This is a genomic window from Paenibacillus sp. FSL P4-0184 (assembly GCF_038004625.1).
In the GTDB taxonomy this organism is placed as follows: domain Bacteria; phylum Bacillota; class Bacilli; order Paenibacillales; family Paenibacillaceae; genus Paenibacillus_AQ.
On record NZ_JBBORN010000001.1, the window covers coordinates 840,628 to 857,200 of the forward strand.

A 16,573-nucleotide genomic window follows, 5' to 3' on the forward strand; every position below is an offset into this window, starting at 1 on the left:
TCTTAGATGACTTCATTTATGTTTCAGAGCTATCAAAGCTCGTTAACAACTTTTCATAGATTTTCAAGAATTGCTGCAGTTCTTCTTCATCGAGCTTCTGAAACATTTCGGCTCGGAGTTCCTGCCCTTTTAGCTGTGCTTCCTTCAGTACATCTCTGCCTTTGTCCGTGATAGACAGCAGTACATTTCGGCGATCATCCTCGTTATATTTGCGCTCGGCCATTTCCTGCTTAATTAAGCGATTGGCAATATTCGTCATCGCCCCCGGCGTATAACCTAGCTTCTTAGCCAAAGTAGTTTGCTTCTGGGGACCCTTTTTATTCAATTCTCCCAAGACGAGAACAGGAGATATCCCAATATTGTGGTCAAAAGCATTCATCCATCGAACAATAATTTCATTCGTGAATAATTCAACTGCATGTATGAGTCTAAAAATATCTGGGTTTTCCAAGACATCCTCCTTAGATATTCATAATTATTGGCTGCTTCGAGATATATTTTAACACTAAAATATTTAATAGTAAATTGTTTAATAGTGAAATACTTAATATTAAAAAAAGAATGCTTATAAAAGCATCCTTTAGATTGCGGATTTATCAACAACATAAGTACCAGCCATCATATCGTGAAGCGCCCGTTTACGGGGAGTAAATGCGACAAATAGATAATCCACAAGCATGATGAGGCCAAGTATTTTACTGAGATCAGTAGCTAAAGGTGCCCATAAATTAAGAGTGGTGGAAATCACAGTGAGATCGTAGAGGCTTACGCCAACAATCATTGAAAAAATCGTACTAATGATTCGGAAAATATTTCGAATTAGAGCTTCCTTCAACGTTGGGATATTCCCTTGCTGATTGACAATTTTCATCTTTAAAACCAGCTTCCCAGGCGTTCCGCCAAATCTAACGATCATAAAAACATCAAACACGACGAAGAAAATATACTCAAGGATGATGGGAATCTCCGAATGCAAGGATACAGCTAATGAATTGAATATCCAGTATACAATAACCGCAGGTATCAGAATGATAAGGAGATCAAGAATAGTAGCGAGAACTCTTTTCCAAAAGCCTATGAAATCCTCCTGTTCCAAACGTTCAACTTTATAATTATCCATATTAGGGCCTCACTCTCTATGCTTACTTTATTCATTCATCCTTATGATCCGCTCTTCAATAGTGGTTTCCAGTTCCTTATTATTCTTTAAAATCACCCGTCTATCAGAAAAATTATTCGTTAATTCAATTATTCTATGTATCGCTTCCTGATCATATCCCCCGATGATTCTAATCTTCATAGGCTTAGCCGAGCCCGATCGGCAGGATGATAAGTCCAAGCGATATAACCGTTGTGATTCTCGTAGTGAGGATCGTTAGCTTTTGATTTTTCTGCGATTTGTACCAACCTTTAAACTGAAAATGATTCCGATACAGCATAAAAAATATCAATAAATTCCCGAGCGCCATACTCCAGTTATACACAGGCTGACCAAATATAGATTGATATATAAATCTCTCTACCCCGCCTAAAATAAACAAGGTTAACGTAAGCAATACACACATTCGAAGTAATTCCAATATAAAAGAACCTAGTTTTGTCATTTCTAGAGCCTCCCCTTCAAAATTTTCTGTACGCAAAACATCCATATTCATCCAATTATACACTTTGACTGTGATGACTCCTAACGGAATATTCGAAAAAACAACCCAGCCCAAGATACCTTCTCTCCTGAGCTAGGTTGTGTCGGTTCTTCCCTATGAGTGTATAGTTTTTTCCTTACCCTCTATTTCCTGAATCTGCGCCCTCAGATTAACGATTTCCGCCATTAACTCTTCATTTTCCTCCTCTGTATCCCTAGTTCCGCTCTGGATCAGTTGATTCAGACGCAGCTGCAGAAGAACGAGGTCGTCCTCAAGGGCCTGTTCTTTACGGGTAAGCACACGACTCCTGTCTTTCGAGGTGTATTCCTCATAGGAACCTTGAAAAAACTTCGGTGCCTGAGTCGGTGCTAGTATTACCAAACGATTAGCCACTTTAGTGTGAAGGTACCGGTCATGTGAGACCATCACAATTCCTCCCGGATATACCCTTAGCGCTTCTTCTACTCGTTCCCTAGTGTCAATGTCCAGATAATTGGTGGGTTCATCCAGTACTAATAGGTTAGCTTTTCCAAAGTACAATTTAAGGAAAGCTACACGACATTTCTCCCCCAGACTTAAATCACCAATTCGTTTAAAGACATCCTCCCGCGAAAATAAAAAGCAGCCCAGAATCGTTCGTGCCTCCGTTTGGGTCATACCTGGCAGTTCAAGCAAACTATCCAGAATGGTGGACGACACCGCTAGATTATCGAGCTCTTGCGCAAAATAACCAACCTTCGTACGCGGATGCAGCCGCACTTCACCTTTGCTAGGTTGATGAATACCAGCAATCAGCTTCAGCAAAGAAGACTTACCGACACCATTAGGACCCAGAATAGCGAGACGATCTCCTCGATTCAATGACAAACGGAAATTTTTCAGTACAGGCGCACTACCCTTATATGCAAAATCAATCTCACGGAGTGACAGCAAAGTGTCCGCCATAAACGCTTCACTTTCCAGCTTCATCTTCAGCTTACTTGTCTCGCGTGGTATTTCCACACGGTTCTTATTTAAGCGTTCGAGTGCAGCTTCCTTCGCATGAAGACGAGATACGTTCTTCTTTGATTTCGCACGCAGGAAATCATGCTGTCCGGCAGCACGGTGTGCCTGTTGGAACCATTCGGAATACCTTCTGATGCTCTCCAGCAGCTTCTCCTTTTCCTGTTCCTGCTTCTTATATTGTCCCTCTAGCGTTCGCGCCTCTACCGCCTTCTGCTCCCGATACTGCGTATATCCACCCGAATACCGGCGACACCCCTCTGGACTAAGCTCCAGCAACGCCGTCGCCGTTCGATCGATGAACGTACGATCATGCGAAACATAAAGCACAGTTCCGGGATAGGTATGGACCCATTGTTCCAACCACTCCATCGTTTCTCCATCTAAGTGATTCGTCGGCTCATCTAGAATCAACAGCTTCGGCTGCTGGGCTAACAATGCTGCCAATTGAACACGTGTCTTTTGCCCACCGCTTAGCGATGAGTACGGCACATTCCAAACCGAACGCTCAAGTTTGAGCTGCTTCAAGCATTTTTCCGCTTTAGCCTCCCAGTCATATCCACCAAGCTGCAAGTATTGATCGTACACTTCGGCGTATTCAGTAAGTCCCGCTTCACTCTCGTCGTTCTGCTCCTGCAACCTCTGACTGAGAATTTCAAGCCGGCGCTTCAATTGGGGGAGCTCTGGCGATCCGGCGATTACGTAATCCAAGGCGGTCACTTCTTCGGATACTTCTAGCTGTTGATCCAGCACACCCCATTCCTCACGTGGCAAACCATGATAGATACTTCCCTCCTCAAAGAGGAGGCGACCGATCAGCCCCTTAAGTAATGTGGTTTTGCCGATTCCATTACGACCGAACAAGAGCACACGCTCTCCTTCTGATATCTCAAAGGACACCTTCTCGAATAACAGGGTCCCGTTCCATTCTTTACGTAAATTTTTTGTTTTTATTAGGGTCATATTCCATTCCTCCGATTATATTGCAAATAAAAAACCGCAGCCAGCGGTCTGCGGTCGAATAACGTATGTTGGGGGAATATGCCATAACATGAATAGACTACGGCCGTGATCAACTGCTGCATGCAGAGTAAACCAAACCATAGATAGATCTATTCATATAAAAGCAACGTAAGACCCCCGACCGACACACGTATCCCTGACCGTTATCACCCTGCATGGGTGCTCCGTGACTTGTGCATATGCACTTCACAAGCTTAAGTGGTCTACTTCTAGGAAACGTGTTAGTTATTCATCAGTCGGTGGTCCTCCGTCATTGTCCGAATTGGTTTGAATGAATATAGTATATACCCATTTAAGCCAGAATTAAAAGTTCAAGAACAGTTATAAAATAATCTTTACCGACTGAGACTGCGAACTCCATTGCACCTGAATACCAAATAATTCTGGCAAGATGCTCAGCGGAATCATCAATCGACCATTTTCATTACGGGACGCCGGTATCGTAAGTGTCTTTCCATTCACAACAGCCTGATCGGATAAAGGCTGATGTGCCACTGTTCGATTTCCTATCGTAATTAGCAGTGCACCTGTTCCAGCTTTGCTCTGTAAAGTTCCACCTAACAAGGCTACAGATTCTCTCAGCGGAACAAATACACGGGAGTTATCCATTAAAAAAGGATCTTTTAGCTTTGTTGTGACTCCATCCATCTCAAAAGCTCCAGCAAACATCTTACTTCCTACGGAATACCCATTTTTAGTCGCAATACTCTCCATAGCCAGTGTGCTTGTTGTAATAATAACCCTTGTATTTTTAGCTATTTTTGGGTACAGCCAGTGGATGTCATCATTATGCATTCGAATACATCCGGCGCTAACATACTTTCCTATAGAGGACTCATTATTATTGCCGTGAATCGCATACGTGGTACCATAAGTTCCGTTCACTTCTAGCCCTAGCCAGCGGTCGCCAAGTGGATTGGCCGGATCACCCCCGGGTATTTTTTCTTTGTAATAGGGTCTGTTCTTTACTTTAACTACCATTTTGAAGCTGCCTTCGGGTGTCAGTTCCTTCGACTTCCCCGTTGCGACTGGAAAGATCTTTACCAGCTTACCATCACTGAAATACGCGAGTTTGTTTGTTTTTTTGTTCACGATAATCAGATCTGATCCAGCAGCAGCTTCCGCCTTTCCCACACCTGTAAAGCATGCAGCGAACAGAAGCCCAAACACAAGCATCAGCTTCACATACCGCTGTAATGAAGATTGAAACTGGCCACCCGAAACGAAAAATCCCAATTTTCTCCACCTCCATATATAAAGACGAAATCATTTCAATTTTGTTGCATGCCAACCTGTACCTATTCTTTTCAACTCGTCCCCCACATTTGACGCAGAGATTGCAATACTGTAACCAAGTGAGCGCACATTAAAAGAGCCGACCTTTGGATAACCAAAGATCAGCTCTATATTTTATATGCACAGTATTTCATGATTAGACAACTAATTTTTCTTACCTGAACCAAATGCAATCACGTACCCATCCGGATCTTTAATCGCAAAATCCTTCCAGCTCCCCCAGTCTGCTTCCTGAAGATCAGGCTCTTGAACAAATTCTGCTCCTTTACCCTTTAACTCTTCATATAGCTCGTCAAGCTCAGGATGAGTCTCCACATAAGCATAGGTCATCCTCCGATTGTCATATTTGGCTTGATCAACATTCGTAAATTTAATATTCCGATTTTATAATATCATCCAAATAAGGAAATTAAATTGAAATCAACGGACAAGCCTATCGGAGAATGAAATCAATAAGTACCGGTGAGGTTACTGCTCTTTTCTTTGATCCAAAAAGTTTCGAACAACCTGCAAGCGAAGAGGATCTATCGGCTTTAGCGCATCTCCATCTTCTCTAACGGCTGAACCGAAATGCACTCGGCGCACACCCGTTTGTTTTATAAAATCACTTAACCCATCTGCCGTTAACCCACTCCCAGCAAGAATAGATATAGATTGCTTCGAGGTAAGCTGCTCCAGCGCAGCAAGACGTTCCGCACCTTTAGGGGCTGTATTCTCGGCTCCTGATGTTAGAATGTCAGTAATTTGAGGATAACGCATCAATATTTCTAACGCCTCAAATTGATCCCTCACTTCATCAAAAGCACGATGGAATGTCACCTCCAAACCTTTTGCAGTACGAAGTAACCTTTGAAGTGACTCTTCATCAATTGTTCCATCAGGGCGTAACATGCCCATTACGACAGATAACCCGCCGATAGATACGATATGCTGAATATCCTGCTCCATGGTTTCTATATCATCCTTATCATAAGAAAAGGATCTGGCATGGGGTCTAACCATTACCCTGACCGGGATAGAGACAGCATTGCGCACTTTTTCAATAAGTCCCAGACTGGGCGTCAATCCCCCTTCACTGATCCCAGTGATCAATTCAATTCGATCAGCTCCATAACGCTCGGCCAGTACTGCATCACTTAATGTTGTAGCAATAACTTCTAGTAACATTGTTGTCTCTCCTTTATTCATCTTAGAACCTTGCTTTCTGCTATTTTCTTCATCCGCACATTATCCTAACCCACATCCACATAAACACGCAAAAAAAGATCTTGATCCTCTACAAACACTAGAGAATCAAGACCTTTCGTTCTTAAACTTTTCTTACGCCCACCACATACCTTGTGGTTGATCGCGAATAAGAATGGATTGCAAATTGGTTACTGCACGTTGGAAGCCTTCGTCTACCGTCATAAGAGGGTCTTCATGCTCGATGCTGACCACATAATCATAACCGTAAGTACGCAGCGCACTCATGATATCTGACCATTCAGATATGCTGTGTCCACAGCCAACGGAGCGGAAGGTCCATGCACGGGTCTGTACATCGCCGTAAGGCTGCATATCCGTCAGACCATACATATTAATATTGTCCTGATCCAGGTACGTATCCTTGGCATGGAAGTGATGGATCGCACCAGCTTTACCAAGAATCTTGATCGCCCCTACAGGATCGATGCCTTGCCACCACAGATGGCTCGGGTCTAGATTCGCGCCGATCGCATCACAGGTTGCTTCTCTAAGCTTCAGAATCGTGTAAGGAGTATGGCAGAGGAATCCGCCATGAAGCTCGATACCGATCTTAACGCCATGCTCCTCAGCAAGCTTACCAATTTCCTTCCAGTAAGGGATCAGTTTATGCTCCCACTGCCAGGTTTTGATATCACTGTACACGGTAGGCCAAGGTGTAACTGGCCAGTTCGGTGCTTTTGCATCGTCGCTGTCTCCCGCGGTTCCCGAGAAAGTGTTCACTACCTTAACGCCCATTAGCGAAGCTAGCTTGATCGACTTACGCAGAATTTCGTCGCCTTCACGAGCTTCTTCTTTATCCGGCGAAATCGGGTTATTATGGCAACTGAATGCACTGATCATAATGCCACGTTTCGTGAACTTCTCCAGATATTCCTTACGTGCTGATTCGCTGGCAAGCAGCTCATCTGTTGGACAGTGGGCATTTCCGGGATTGCCTCCTGAACCAATCTCTACCGCATTCAAACCAGCAGCAGCGATTTTATCAAGCATCTCTTCGAGAGTCAAACTTCCAAATACAGGATCAAATACGCCTAATTTCATTTATAATACCACCTTTTCTTTGATTGGCTCCAAAGCTTTAGAATGTCCGTAAACTGGATAATCACGCTTCGTTGGTGCACACCAGTTCACACCATTGATGATCACTCTTTGGATTTCTTTGTTGTAATAGGTTGGATAAGATTCATGACCTGGTTGGAAATAAAAGATCTTCCCGTTCCCACGACGATAGGTCGATCCGCTTGGGAACACATTGCCGCCTTCAAACCAGCCGACAAAAATTAGACTCTCTGGTGCTGGCACATCAAAATGTGCTCCGTACATTTCCTCTTGCTCCAAATCGATATATTCACCAATGCCCTCAGCAATCGGGTGACTTGGGTCCATGACCCAAAGACGCTCCTTCTCCCCTGCTTCACGCCACTTTAGATCACAGCTGGTGCCCATTAACTTCATGAATATTTTGGACATATGACCCGAATGAAGAACCACTAGCCCCATGCCTTGAAGCACTCTTTGGTGAACACGATTTACAATCTCATCACTAACTTCTTGATGGGCAACATGTCCCCACCAAATCAGTACATCTGTGTTATCCAGCACATCTTGTGTCAGTCCATGCTCCGGTTCATCCAGCGTAGCTGTCTGAGCGTCCAGTCCAGCTTCCTGAAGGAAGCTTGCCAATTGTCCGTGAATCCCTTGCGGATAGACCTTGAGAATTCTCTCTTCCTGCCGTTCATGGCGGAATTCATTCCATACCGTTACTCTGGTCACTTTGGACACACTCCTAGTTCATAGTTATCTATGTCGTTAAACTTGACTGTTTATTCAAGAAGAAACGCTGTTGTCATCCTTAGAAGATGACAAACGTTTCTCGTAGAAAAGTAAGGATTAAGTATAACGTGGAACTTATACTTTCTTACTTTTCAAAAAATACAGGCATGCCAGTTTCAGAGGATTTATAAATAGCCTCCAAGATGCGGGTAACAACGAGCGCCTGCTCTGGCTTCACTACAGGCTCGGTGTCATTGACGATGCTTTCGATCCACTGAGTAGCCTCGGTCAATGCAGGATCATCTCCCGCGCCATCATAAAAGTCAACGCCGCCGGCTTCCAGGCTGATATGCTTCTCGAATGTTTTGCCGTATTCTTCTCCGTTAATGCGCAGACCGTTCTCCATGTCCGCTCCACCTTCAGTACCGCAAAGCACAGTCTTAGCTTCACCAACATCAAGGGTATTCAGCGCCCAGCTTGCTTCGAGAACGATGCTAGCTCCATTCTCCATAGTAATGAATCCAATGGCGGAATCCTCAACTGTAAATTTCTCTGGATCCCACGGGCCCCAAGCGTTCGCGGCGTTTTTACGACCGGACAGCTTATGATAAGCGTTACCGACAACATATTTTGGTTTGTAGTTATCCATCATCCAAAGAGTCAAATCAAGGGCATGCGTACCGATATCAATCAATGGACCTCCGCCTTGCGCTTCCTCGTCCAGAAACACGCCCCACGTTGGAACGGCACGACGACGGATCGCCTTAGCTTTAGCATAATAAATCTCTCCAAGACCATCATTCTCGCATACCGTATGCAGATAAGCTGAATCTGGTCTGAAACGGTTTTGGTAACCGATGGTCAGCTTCTTCCCAGTTCGTTTTGAAGCATCGATCATTGCTTGCGCTTCTGCTGTGGTCTTAGCCATCGGCTTTTCACACATTACATGCTTGCCTGCCTCCATTGCCGCAATGGAAATCTCTGCATGGGAAATGTTTGGTGTACATACATGAATTACATCTATACTTGCATCTTTAAGAAGCTCTTTATAATCTGTGTAAACCACGGAGCCCTCATCCCCAAACTCCGCTTTTGCCTTCTCAGCACGCTCTGGAACGATATCGCAAAAAGCAACCATTCGAGCACCTTCCACTTTTGATAACGCTGGCATATGTTTGCCGTTTGCAATGCCTCCGCAGCCGATAATTCCTACTGTTAATGTCATTTTTATTCTAACCTCCACTTGTTCCTGTTTTGATATCTCTATCATACAAAGCCCGGGGGCGTCTTTCTTCCTGCATTCTTGCTGTATTATTCCCGAATATTGTCTTATGGTATTTTAGGGGGGATATCCCCGTGGCATCTTTGAAAAAATGATGGAATGTCTTCACGCTGCCAAACCCGGCGGCTTCCGCCACCGCAGACATCGGCAAATCTTCATTGATTAAGATCCATTTAGCTTTGTTAAGCCGATATTCGTTTAAGAAAGCTATAAAGGTCATACCAGTATTCTTCTTGAATAGCTTGGTAAAATAATACGGACTAAAGCCCATATAGCTAGCTACCTCATTCAGCGTAATGGCTTCCTGGTAATGCTGCTCTACATAAATAAAAATCCGCTCTAATCTTTCCAGCGTTTCTCTAGACTGGTTCAGCGTATCTTCCGAGAACTTAGGCTGTTTATTGAGTGCACTCTTCGGCACTTCCCGTAAAATAACGGTCAATAGTTCAAACAATCTAGCTTTGATTAAGTAAGCGTACCCATCTCTTCGCTGCACGTCTTCCTCATAAATACTCTCAATCAGCCCTTTGATCTTCACGGCGGTTGCTTCGGGCCATTTTGAACTAGAATGCTCCATAAGCGTAAAAACCTCACGAAGCGAATAATCACTTCCGCTCAAAGCTGCGACTTCCTGAAACAGGTTAAGATCGAATTGAATTACTACCCGCTCGCTTTCAGGTGAGGCGAGAAAATAATGGACATCCCCACCGTTGATAAATTGAACCTCACCCTGCTCCATGTGAATAGGGGTATCATTTATTCCCAGATTTAGACTTCCTTTAGTTACATATATAATTTCAATTTCTTTATGCCAATGCGGATAGCACAGCGTATCTCCTCCACATAGTAAACTTCTAAAAGGAAAATGCTTATCCACATCTGGAATTTCGAGATAAATATTCATAAGCGCAGCTCCTTATCCGGTTAAACACTAAACCAACGATAAACATGTCAATCCGATTTCACGTAAGCGTTTACTGTCTAAATGTTAGTCCTCTAATATTCTTTTGTCAATTCTGGGTCTCTGTATTCTTAATATCCTGCTCCAACTACATTTCTCCCTCTTATACACCACTTTAACAGAGATTTTCTGGTAATTTAATCGGTTTCATTCTATTAAAAAATAATTACCTTTCATGGTTCTTATCATTCACATATTTTTTAAGTGGAGTTGACAAGCATACCTGTCAGGATTTATATTCAGGGTAAGCGTTTACGTAATACTTTTTAATGAATTTGATTTTCGAAGCGTAAACGTTTAATCTAAGGCTAACCGTAATCTAAGGAGTCGTATGAATGAACCCAACCATTAAAGATGTTGCACAAAAAGCGAACGTTTCCATTGCAACAGTCTCTCGCGTGCTAAACAATTTAAGTGGGTACTCCGACAAGACGAAACAAAAGGTAAATGAAGCTATCAAAGATCTCGGCTATCAACCTAACGCGATTGCTCGTGGCCTAATCAATAAGCGTACGCAGACCATTGGTGTTATGTTTCCAAGTGTTTCTGGAGCGTTCTCCTCCGATCTGCTTAAAGGCATTGAGGAATTGGCCAATGACCGCAATTATAGTGTAATGGTCTGTAATACCGACCAGGACGGTAAACGAACGTTAAAGTACTTACAACTCTTAAGGGAGAAGCAGGTCGATGGCATTATTTACTCTAGTGAGGTCTTGAAGAAAGAGTATTACGATGTGCTAGAAACCATGAAGATCCCAGTTGTGTTGGTTTCTTCCCAAACGGAATTTGCCAGTGTACCTTACGTGAAAGTAGACGATTACCAGGCTGCTTATGATGCTACCCTCTACTTAATTTCCAAAGGTCATAGCAAAATAGCCATGATCAGCGGAAATCCAAGCGATGCTATCGCTGGTGCACCCAGAGCCGAGGGATATCGTAAAGCGCTTGAAGCGAGTGGGATTCCTTTCGACAGCCGCTATCTCACCTTTGGAGACTTTCTGTATGAAAGCGGGAGCATTGCAATGGAAGCTCTCTTGGAGCAAGCCCCTGATGTCACTGCCGTCTTTGCCGCTAGTGATGAAATGGCGATTGGTGCTCTTTCCACGGTCATCAAATATGGTTTAAGTGTTCCCGACGATATATCCATTATGGGTTATGACGATCTTGGAATGGCGAAAATGATTATTCCTCCGTTAACTACAGTGCGTCAACCACTGTACGATATTGGTAAGATCGCCGTGGAGAAGCTTATTCAGATGATTGAAACAGGCGAGACTGTAGATAGCAAAATTGTCGATCACTTAATTGTGGAAAGACAAACGGTAAGATCACTTACCTGAGTCTTTTTACCCCTTTTACGTAAACGTTTACTCTCTATTGGTGATGCATATCTGCCGCCTATAAGTAGCAGAATATCAATTAGTTTTCATTTACGTACATGTTTAATCTCTTACATGTTCATAATACCAACAAATTATTAGGAGGATTTAATCATGAAAAAAACAATCAAACCCGTAGTGGTTAGCGTACTGGCTATGTCCGTACTAAGTGCCTGTGGTAGCAATGCGGCTGACAACAGCGCAAATAGTGGTGGAAATGCCTCCTCCGGTGAAAAGGTAAAAGTCGAGTTTTTCCAAAATAAAACCGAAGCCAAAGCCACCTTCGACAAGCTGGTTGCGAAATTCAATGAAGCCAATCCAAATATTGTTGTCACACAGGTTAACCCGCCAGATGCTGAAACGGTATTGAAAACTCGTGCAGCGAAGAAAGATATTCCTGACGTGGTAGGGATCGGAGCAACTGACACCTACAAGACGTTATCTGGCAGCGGTCTTTTTGAAGATTTCACAGGTGATCCACTCGCTGAGAATATCCAGCCAGCATATCTTCAAATGCTGAAAGACCTGACAGGTTCGGACGAACTGAATGGTCTTCCATTCTCTTCAAACGCAAGTGGTGTTATTTACAATAAAGCGATGTTCGCTGAAGCCGGTGTTACTGTTCCAACTACTTGGGATGAGTTCATGGCTGTCGCTCAAAAGTTCAAAGACAGCGGTAAAAATGCTTTTTACCTGACACTAAAGGATTCATGGACAACACTTACGCCGTTCAACTCCCTCTCCACGATCATTAAAGGGAATGATTTCTTCAAGGAGCGTGCGGCAGGCACTGTAACCTTCGCAGACAGCTTTAACGAGGTTGCTGAAAAGCTGCTTAAGCTGACGGAATACGGACAAAAAGATATTTTTGGTAAAGGTTACAATGACGGAAACACAGCATTCGCTAAAGGTGAATCCGCAATGTACCTGCAAGGCGTATGGGCAATCCCAGAAATCGTGAAAGCCAATCCATCCATTGAACTTGGCGTATTCCCATTCCCAGCAACAAATGATGCTGCCGATAACAAAGTCATTTCTGGCGTAGATACGTTGCTGACGATTTCCAAAAACACTAAACATAAAGAAGAAGCAAAGAAATTCGTAGACTTCCTGCTTCAACCTGAGAATGTTAGCCTATACATCAATGAGCAAAAAGCATTCCCAGCTGTACAAGGTGTAACACAAGATGATCCAACGATGGATGGCTTCAAAGAAGCGTTTACCGCTGGCAACTTGGCTGACTTTGCTGACCACTACATCCCAAGTGCGATGAAAGTGGATACCATCAACCAATCCTTCTTACAAAAGAAAGACATTAAAGCTTACCTAGAACAGCTTGATAAGGAATGGGATAAAGTAGCTAACCGGAAATAAACTGATCAGACAAACATGAACCGCGAAAGAGAACGGGGCTTCCCCTCTTCTCTTTCGCTTTTACAATGAGGAGGATTACATGATGGCCAAACGCCGAGTCGCCTTTTATCTGATGACTATACCGGCATTACTTCTTTTCTTTGCCTTCCATACCTTTCCTGCAATCCAGGGTATATATTATTCGTTCACGAACTGGGACGGCTTTAGTGACAGCTTTGATTACGTAGGATTTAAGAACTTCATTAACATTTTTCAAGATGAAAATGTGTTGAATTCATATGTGTTCACTTTTAAATATGCCATTCTAACCACTATTCTTATCAATATCATCAGCTTGTTGATTGCGCTTGGACTTAACGCCAAAATTAAAGCTAAAAACTTTTTCCGTGGCGTATATTTCTTGCCGAATATCCTCAGCGTATTGATTGTTGGTTTTATTTTTAACTACTTGTTCGCTAATGTATTCCCTATTTGGGGTGCGAAAATCGGCAGCGAATTCCTATCACAGAACATTCTCGGTAACTCCGACTGGGCTTGGATCGGTATCGTCATTGTAGCCGTTTGGCAGGGGATTGCTTATAACACGATTCTCTATCTTGCGGGTCTTCAAACCATTCCTCATGATCTTTACGAAGCTTCCAATCTGGACGGCGCTAGCCGCTGGAGAGAATTCTGGAGCATTACATTTCCAATGCTTGCTTCCTTCTTCACCATCAATATGGTGCTCGCGATGAAGGGCGGTCTAATGGTATTCGACCAAATCGTTGCCTTGACAGGCGGGGGTCCAGGTCGTTCAACGCAATCCATTGCCCACTTAATCTACACAGGCGGCTTCCAAGGCGGAGAATTTGCCTATCAATCGGCGAACGCCGTGATTTATTTTATCGTGATTGTCGTTATCTCCGCCCTTCAGCTTAAATTTCTGCAGAAACGGGAGATGGACTTATGATCAAAAAATCAACCAACTGGCCTGTAACGATTCTTATCGCCCTAGGCTCAATACTGATCCTGTTTCCGCTGTACATGACCATTGCCATCGCACTCAAGAATCCCGAGGAAATGGCTCAATCTATCTTCTCGCTGCCAACTGGCCTGCATTTTGAGAACTTCTCCAATGCAATTAAAGCAACGAATTTCTTCAATGCATTAGGAAATAGTACCGTGATTACCATTACAACAGTCGTGTTCATATTGCTTACCAACTCCATGGTAGCCTATGCTATTGCACGTAATATGAAGCGAAGATTTTTCAAAGTGCTGTACTTCTATTTTATCAGCGCAATGTTTATCCCTTTCCAGATTATCATGCTGCCTGTGGTCAAAGTGACTACGGATCTGCACATGAACAACATTGTAGGGATTATTATTCTATACGTCGTTTATGGTCTGGCCTTTAACGTGTTTGTTTACACCGGTTATATCCGTTCCATTCCGTATGAACTAGAAGAAGCGGCTACAGTAGACGGTGCATCGACCTTCGGAACGTTCTGGAAGATTATTTTTCCGCTTCTTGCTCCTGTTAGTGCAACGATCGGTATCCTGTCTTGTCTATCCACTTGGAATGACTTTATGCTACCGCTGGTTCTGCTCGGTGATCAGGATTCCTACACACTTCCGCTGGTACAATATGTATTCCAGGGGCAGTTCAGTACAGATTTCAACTTAGCTTTCGCTTCATATTTGCTCGCATTAACCCCGATGCTCATCGTCTATTTGTTCGCACAAAAATGGATTATCAGCGGACTTACATCAGGATCCATTAAATAAAATAGTAAGATCTATATAGAGATAGGAGATTACAACCTTGGATAAAAAATGGTGGAAAGAAAGCGTAGTGTATCAAATTTACCCCCGCAGCTTTAAAGACAGTAACGGGGATGGTATTGGTGATCTGCAAGGGATTATCTCGAAACTTGATTATTTAAATCATCTTGGTGTCGACGTGGTGTGGCTGTGCCCAGTGTACCAGTCGCCTAATGACGATAACGGTTATGATATCAGTAATTATCAAAGTATTATGGATGATTTCGGAACGCTCTCCGATTGGGAGGAACTGCTTGCTGGTCTTCACAGCCGTGGCATGAAGTTGATTATGGACCTTGTGGTCAACCATTCCTCAGATGAGCATGCTTGGTTCGTAGAGTCCCGCAAATCGCAGGATAATCCTTATCGTGATTATTATATCTGGCGTCCTGGAAAAGACGGCCAGCCGCCGAACGACTGGGGCTCCTTCTTCAGTGGATCAGCTTGGGAATACGATGAGAAATCGGAGGAATATTACCTCCATCTATTCTCCCGTAAACAACCGGATTTAAATTGGGACAATCCAAAGCTCCGCAAGGAAATCTACGATATGATGACCTGGTGGCTGGATAAAGGAATTGACGGATTCCGCATGGACGTAATCAACCTGATCTCCAAAGTACCGGAATTACCTAGCGTTTCTGGGGAAAGTAACGGAGAACAGCCTTCGTACCACTTCGGTGGAGACTATTTCGTTAACGGTCCACGCGTACATGAGTATATGCAGGAAATGAACCGTGAAGTGCTATCCAAGTACGATATCATGACAGTGGGTGAAGCCGTTAATGTCACTCCAGAAGAAGCTTCACTGTATGTTTCCGAGGATCGTAACGAGCTGAACATGGTATTCCATTTCGAGCTCATGGACGTCGATTCCGGTCCTGGAGGTAAATGGAATGTACAACCTTGGAAGCTGGCGGACATTAAGTCCATTATTTCCAAGTGGCAAGTCGCACTCGACGGTAAGGGTTGGAACAGCTTGTATATGAACAACCATGATCAGCCGCGTATGCTATCCCGCTTTGGTGATGATAAGCTGTTCCCGAAAGAGTCTGGCAAAATGCTAGCAACACTGCTTCATACGCTCCAAGGTACACCTTACATCTATCAAGGTGAAGAAATCGGCATGACAAATGTACAATTTGCTTCCATCGATGACTACAAGGATATTGAAATTGTAAATATGTATAAGGAATACTTGGCTGCCGGACACTCGGAAGAAAAAATCATGAATTCCATTTACATCAAAGGTCGGGACAATGGCCGTACGCCGATGCAATGGAACTCGGAACCGCAGGCAGGCTTCACTACCGGCACTCCGTGGTTGGCTGTGAACCCTAACTATAAAGATATCAACGTAGATAAGGCACTGGCTGATCCCGATTCTATTTTCCACTACTATAAGAAGCTAATTGAACTGCGTAAGCAGCATGAGATTATCGTATACGGAAGTTATACAATCTTGGCTGAAGAGAATGAGCAGGTATATGCTTATCTACGTACTCTTGGAGAAGAGCAGTTGCTGGTTGTACTGAATTTCTTCGGGGATTCTACGGTATTCGAGCTTCCTTCTACTGTGAAATTCCAAGCGAAGGAACTGCTCATTGCCAACTACGAAGTAAATGCAGAAGATGAAATAAACACGATTCAGCTTCGTCCTTATGAAGCTCGTGTATATAAGCTTAAATAATAAAATCCATCCGATCTGTCAGCAAAGATCAATGGTAGAACTATAAAAAGGAGCCCTTCGGCTCCTTTTTGTTTTATATGCTTGTAAAAACTTTAAAAT

Annotated in this window: 16 protein-coding genes; 5 read left to right on the forward strand and 11 right to left on the reverse strand. The window is 43.5% G+C overall.

Annotated features, from left to right (window positions below; all coding sequences use genetic code 11):
* Positions 1 to 16: 16 nt before the first annotated feature.
* From MKY52_RS03610 to MKY52_RS03660, 11 genes are all read right to left on the reverse strand, one after another.
* Positions 17 to 451, reverse strand: coding sequence for a MarR family winged helix-turn-helix transcriptional regulator (locus MKY52_RS03610; RefSeq protein WP_042185446.1), 435 nt, complete (start codon positions 449 to 451; stop codon positions 17 to 19).
* 129 nt (positions 452 to 580) lie between these two features.
* Complete coding sequence (locus MKY52_RS03615; RefSeq protein WP_052404175.1) at positions 581 to 1,120, reverse strand: RDD family protein; 540 nt, start codon at positions 1,118 to 1,120, stop codon at positions 581 to 583.
* 184 nt (positions 1,121 to 1,304) lie between these two features.
* Positions 1,305 to 1,604: a hypothetical protein gene (locus MKY52_RS03620; RefSeq protein ID WP_341049888.1), complete on the reverse strand. Its 300-nt coding sequence runs from the start codon at positions 1,602 to 1,604 to the stop codon at positions 1,305 to 1,307.
* A 153-nt stretch (positions 1,605 to 1,757) separates the two neighbouring features.
* Complete coding sequence (abc-f, locus tag MKY52_RS03625) at positions 1,758 to 3,608, reverse strand: ribosomal protection-like ABC-F family protein (protein ID WP_341049890.1); 1,851 nt, start codon at positions 3,606 to 3,608, stop codon at positions 1,758 to 1,760.
* 381 nt (positions 3,609 to 3,989) lie between these two features.
* Positions 3,990 to 4,904, reverse strand: a complete 915-nt coding sequence (locus tag MKY52_RS03630) for a L,D-transpeptidase family protein (RefSeq protein ID WP_341049891.1) — start codon at positions 4,902 to 4,904, stop codon at positions 3,990 to 3,992.
* Between the two features lie 204 nt (positions 4,905 to 5,108).
* Positions 5,109 to 5,294: a VOC family protein gene (locus tag MKY52_RS03635; RefSeq protein WP_341049892.1), complete on the reverse strand. Its 186-nt coding sequence runs from the start codon at positions 5,292 to 5,294 to the stop codon at positions 5,109 to 5,111.
* A 138-nt stretch (positions 5,295 to 5,432) separates the two neighbouring features.
* Positions 5,433 to 6,131, reverse strand: coding sequence for a copper homeostasis protein CutC (locus tag MKY52_RS03640; protein WP_341049893.1), 699 nt, complete (start codon positions 6,129 to 6,131; stop codon positions 5,433 to 5,435).
* A gap of 153 nt (positions 6,132 to 6,284) precedes the next feature.
* Positions 6,285 to 7,253, reverse strand: a complete 969-nt coding sequence (locus MKY52_RS03645) for a sugar phosphate isomerase/epimerase family protein (protein ID WP_340974412.1) — start codon at positions 7,251 to 7,253, stop codon at positions 6,285 to 6,287.
* Entirely contained in the window at positions 7,254 to 7,985 is a 732-nt protein-coding gene (locus MKY52_RS03650; RefSeq protein ID WP_341049896.1) for a ThuA domain-containing protein, read from the reverse strand.
* Positions 7,986 to 8,130: 145 nt separating this feature from the next.
* Positions 8,131 to 9,210: a Gfo/Idh/MocA family protein gene (locus tag MKY52_RS03655; protein WP_042185435.1), complete on the reverse strand. Its 1,080-nt coding sequence runs from the start codon at positions 9,208 to 9,210 to the stop codon at positions 8,131 to 8,133.
* A 7-nt stretch (positions 9,211 to 9,217) separates the two neighbouring features.
* A complete protein-coding gene (locus MKY52_RS03660) occupies positions 9,218 to 10,171 on the reverse strand; it encodes an AraC family transcriptional regulator (RefSeq protein WP_042185433.1) in 954 nt (317 codons plus the stop codon).
* A gap of 392 nt (positions 10,172 to 10,563) precedes the next feature.
* On the opposite strand from MKY52_RS03660, the gene MKY52_RS03665 reads away from it, so the two are divergent.
* The 5 genes from MKY52_RS03665 (at position 10,564) to MKY52_RS03685 (ending at position 16,474) form a co-directional block, all read left to right on the forward strand.
* Positions 10,564 to 11,568 (forward strand): LacI family DNA-binding transcriptional regulator, encoded by a 1,005-nt coding sequence (locus MKY52_RS03665; RefSeq protein WP_042185431.1) that lies wholly within the window; start codon positions 10,564 to 10,566, stop codon positions 11,566 to 11,568.
* Between the two features lie 153 nt (positions 11,569 to 11,721).
* On the forward strand, positions 11,722 to 12,981 hold the full coding sequence (locus MKY52_RS03670) for an ABC transporter substrate-binding protein (protein ID WP_149646583.1): 1,260 nt from the start codon (positions 11,722 to 11,724) through the stop codon (positions 12,979 to 12,981).
* An 82-nt stretch (positions 12,982 to 13,063) separates the two neighbouring features.
* Positions 13,064 to 13,930, forward strand: coding sequence for a carbohydrate ABC transporter permease (locus MKY52_RS03675; RefSeq protein ID WP_042185429.1), 867 nt, complete (start codon positions 13,064 to 13,066; stop codon positions 13,928 to 13,930).
* Complete coding sequence (locus MKY52_RS03680) at positions 13,927 to 14,748, forward strand: carbohydrate ABC transporter permease (protein ID WP_179085741.1); 822 nt, start codon at positions 13,927 to 13,929, stop codon at positions 14,746 to 14,748. The genes MKY52_RS03675 and MKY52_RS03680 overlap by 4 nt, the downstream gene beginning before the upstream one ends.
* 37 nt (positions 14,749 to 14,785) lie before the next feature.
* Positions 14,786 to 16,474, forward strand: coding sequence for a glycoside hydrolase family 13 protein (locus MKY52_RS03685; protein ID WP_341049898.1), 1,689 nt, complete (start codon positions 14,786 to 14,788; stop codon positions 16,472 to 16,474).
* Positions 16,475 to 16,573 lie beyond the last annotated feature (99 nt).

Bases quoted from the DNA above. Each gene is read 5' to 3' on its own strand.
- MKY52_RS03615 (WP_052404175.1), bottom strand. From the start codon at position 1,120: ATGGATAATTATAAAGTTGAACGTTTGGAACAGGAGGATTTCATAGGC.
- MKY52_RS03620 (WP_341049888.1), bottom strand. From the start codon at position 1,604: ATGACAAAACTAGGTTCTTTTATATTGGAATTACTTCGAATGTGTGTA.
- abc-f (WP_341049890.1), bottom strand. From the start codon at position 3,608: ATGACCCTAATAAAAACAAAAAATTTACGTAAAGAATGGAACGGGACC.
- MKY52_RS03635 (WP_341049892.1), bottom strand. From the start codon at position 5,294: ATGACCTATGCTTATGTGGAGACTCATCCTGAGCTTGACGAGCTATAT.
- MKY52_RS03640 (WP_341049893.1), bottom strand. From the start codon at position 6,131: ATGTTACTAGAAGTTATTGCTACAACATTAAGTGATGCAGTACTGGCC.
- MKY52_RS03645 (WP_340974412.1), bottom strand. From the start codon at position 7,253: ATGAAATTAGGCGTATTTGATCCTGTATTTGGAAGTTTGACTCTCGAA.
- MKY52_RS03655 (WP_042185435.1), bottom strand. From the start codon at position 9,210: ATGACATTAACAGTAGGAATTATCGGCTGCGGAGGCATTGCAAACGGC.
- MKY52_RS03660 (WP_042185433.1), bottom strand. From the start codon at position 10,171: ATGAATATTTATCTCGAAATTCCAGATGTGGATAAGCATTTTCCTTTT.
- MKY52_RS03665 (WP_042185431.1), top strand. From the start codon at position 10,564: ATGAACCCAACCATTAAAGATGTTGCACAAAAAGCGAACGTTTCCATT.
- MKY52_RS03670 (WP_149646583.1), top strand. From the start codon at position 11,722: ATGAAAAAAACAATCAAACCCGTAGTGGTTAGCGTACTGGCTATGTCC.
- MKY52_RS03675 (WP_042185429.1), top strand. From the start codon at position 13,064: ATGGCCAAACGCCGAGTCGCCTTTTATCTGATGACTATACCGGCATTA.
- MKY52_RS03680 (WP_179085741.1), top strand. From the start codon at position 13,927: ATGATCAAAAAATCAACCAACTGGCCTGTAACGATTCTTATCGCCCTA.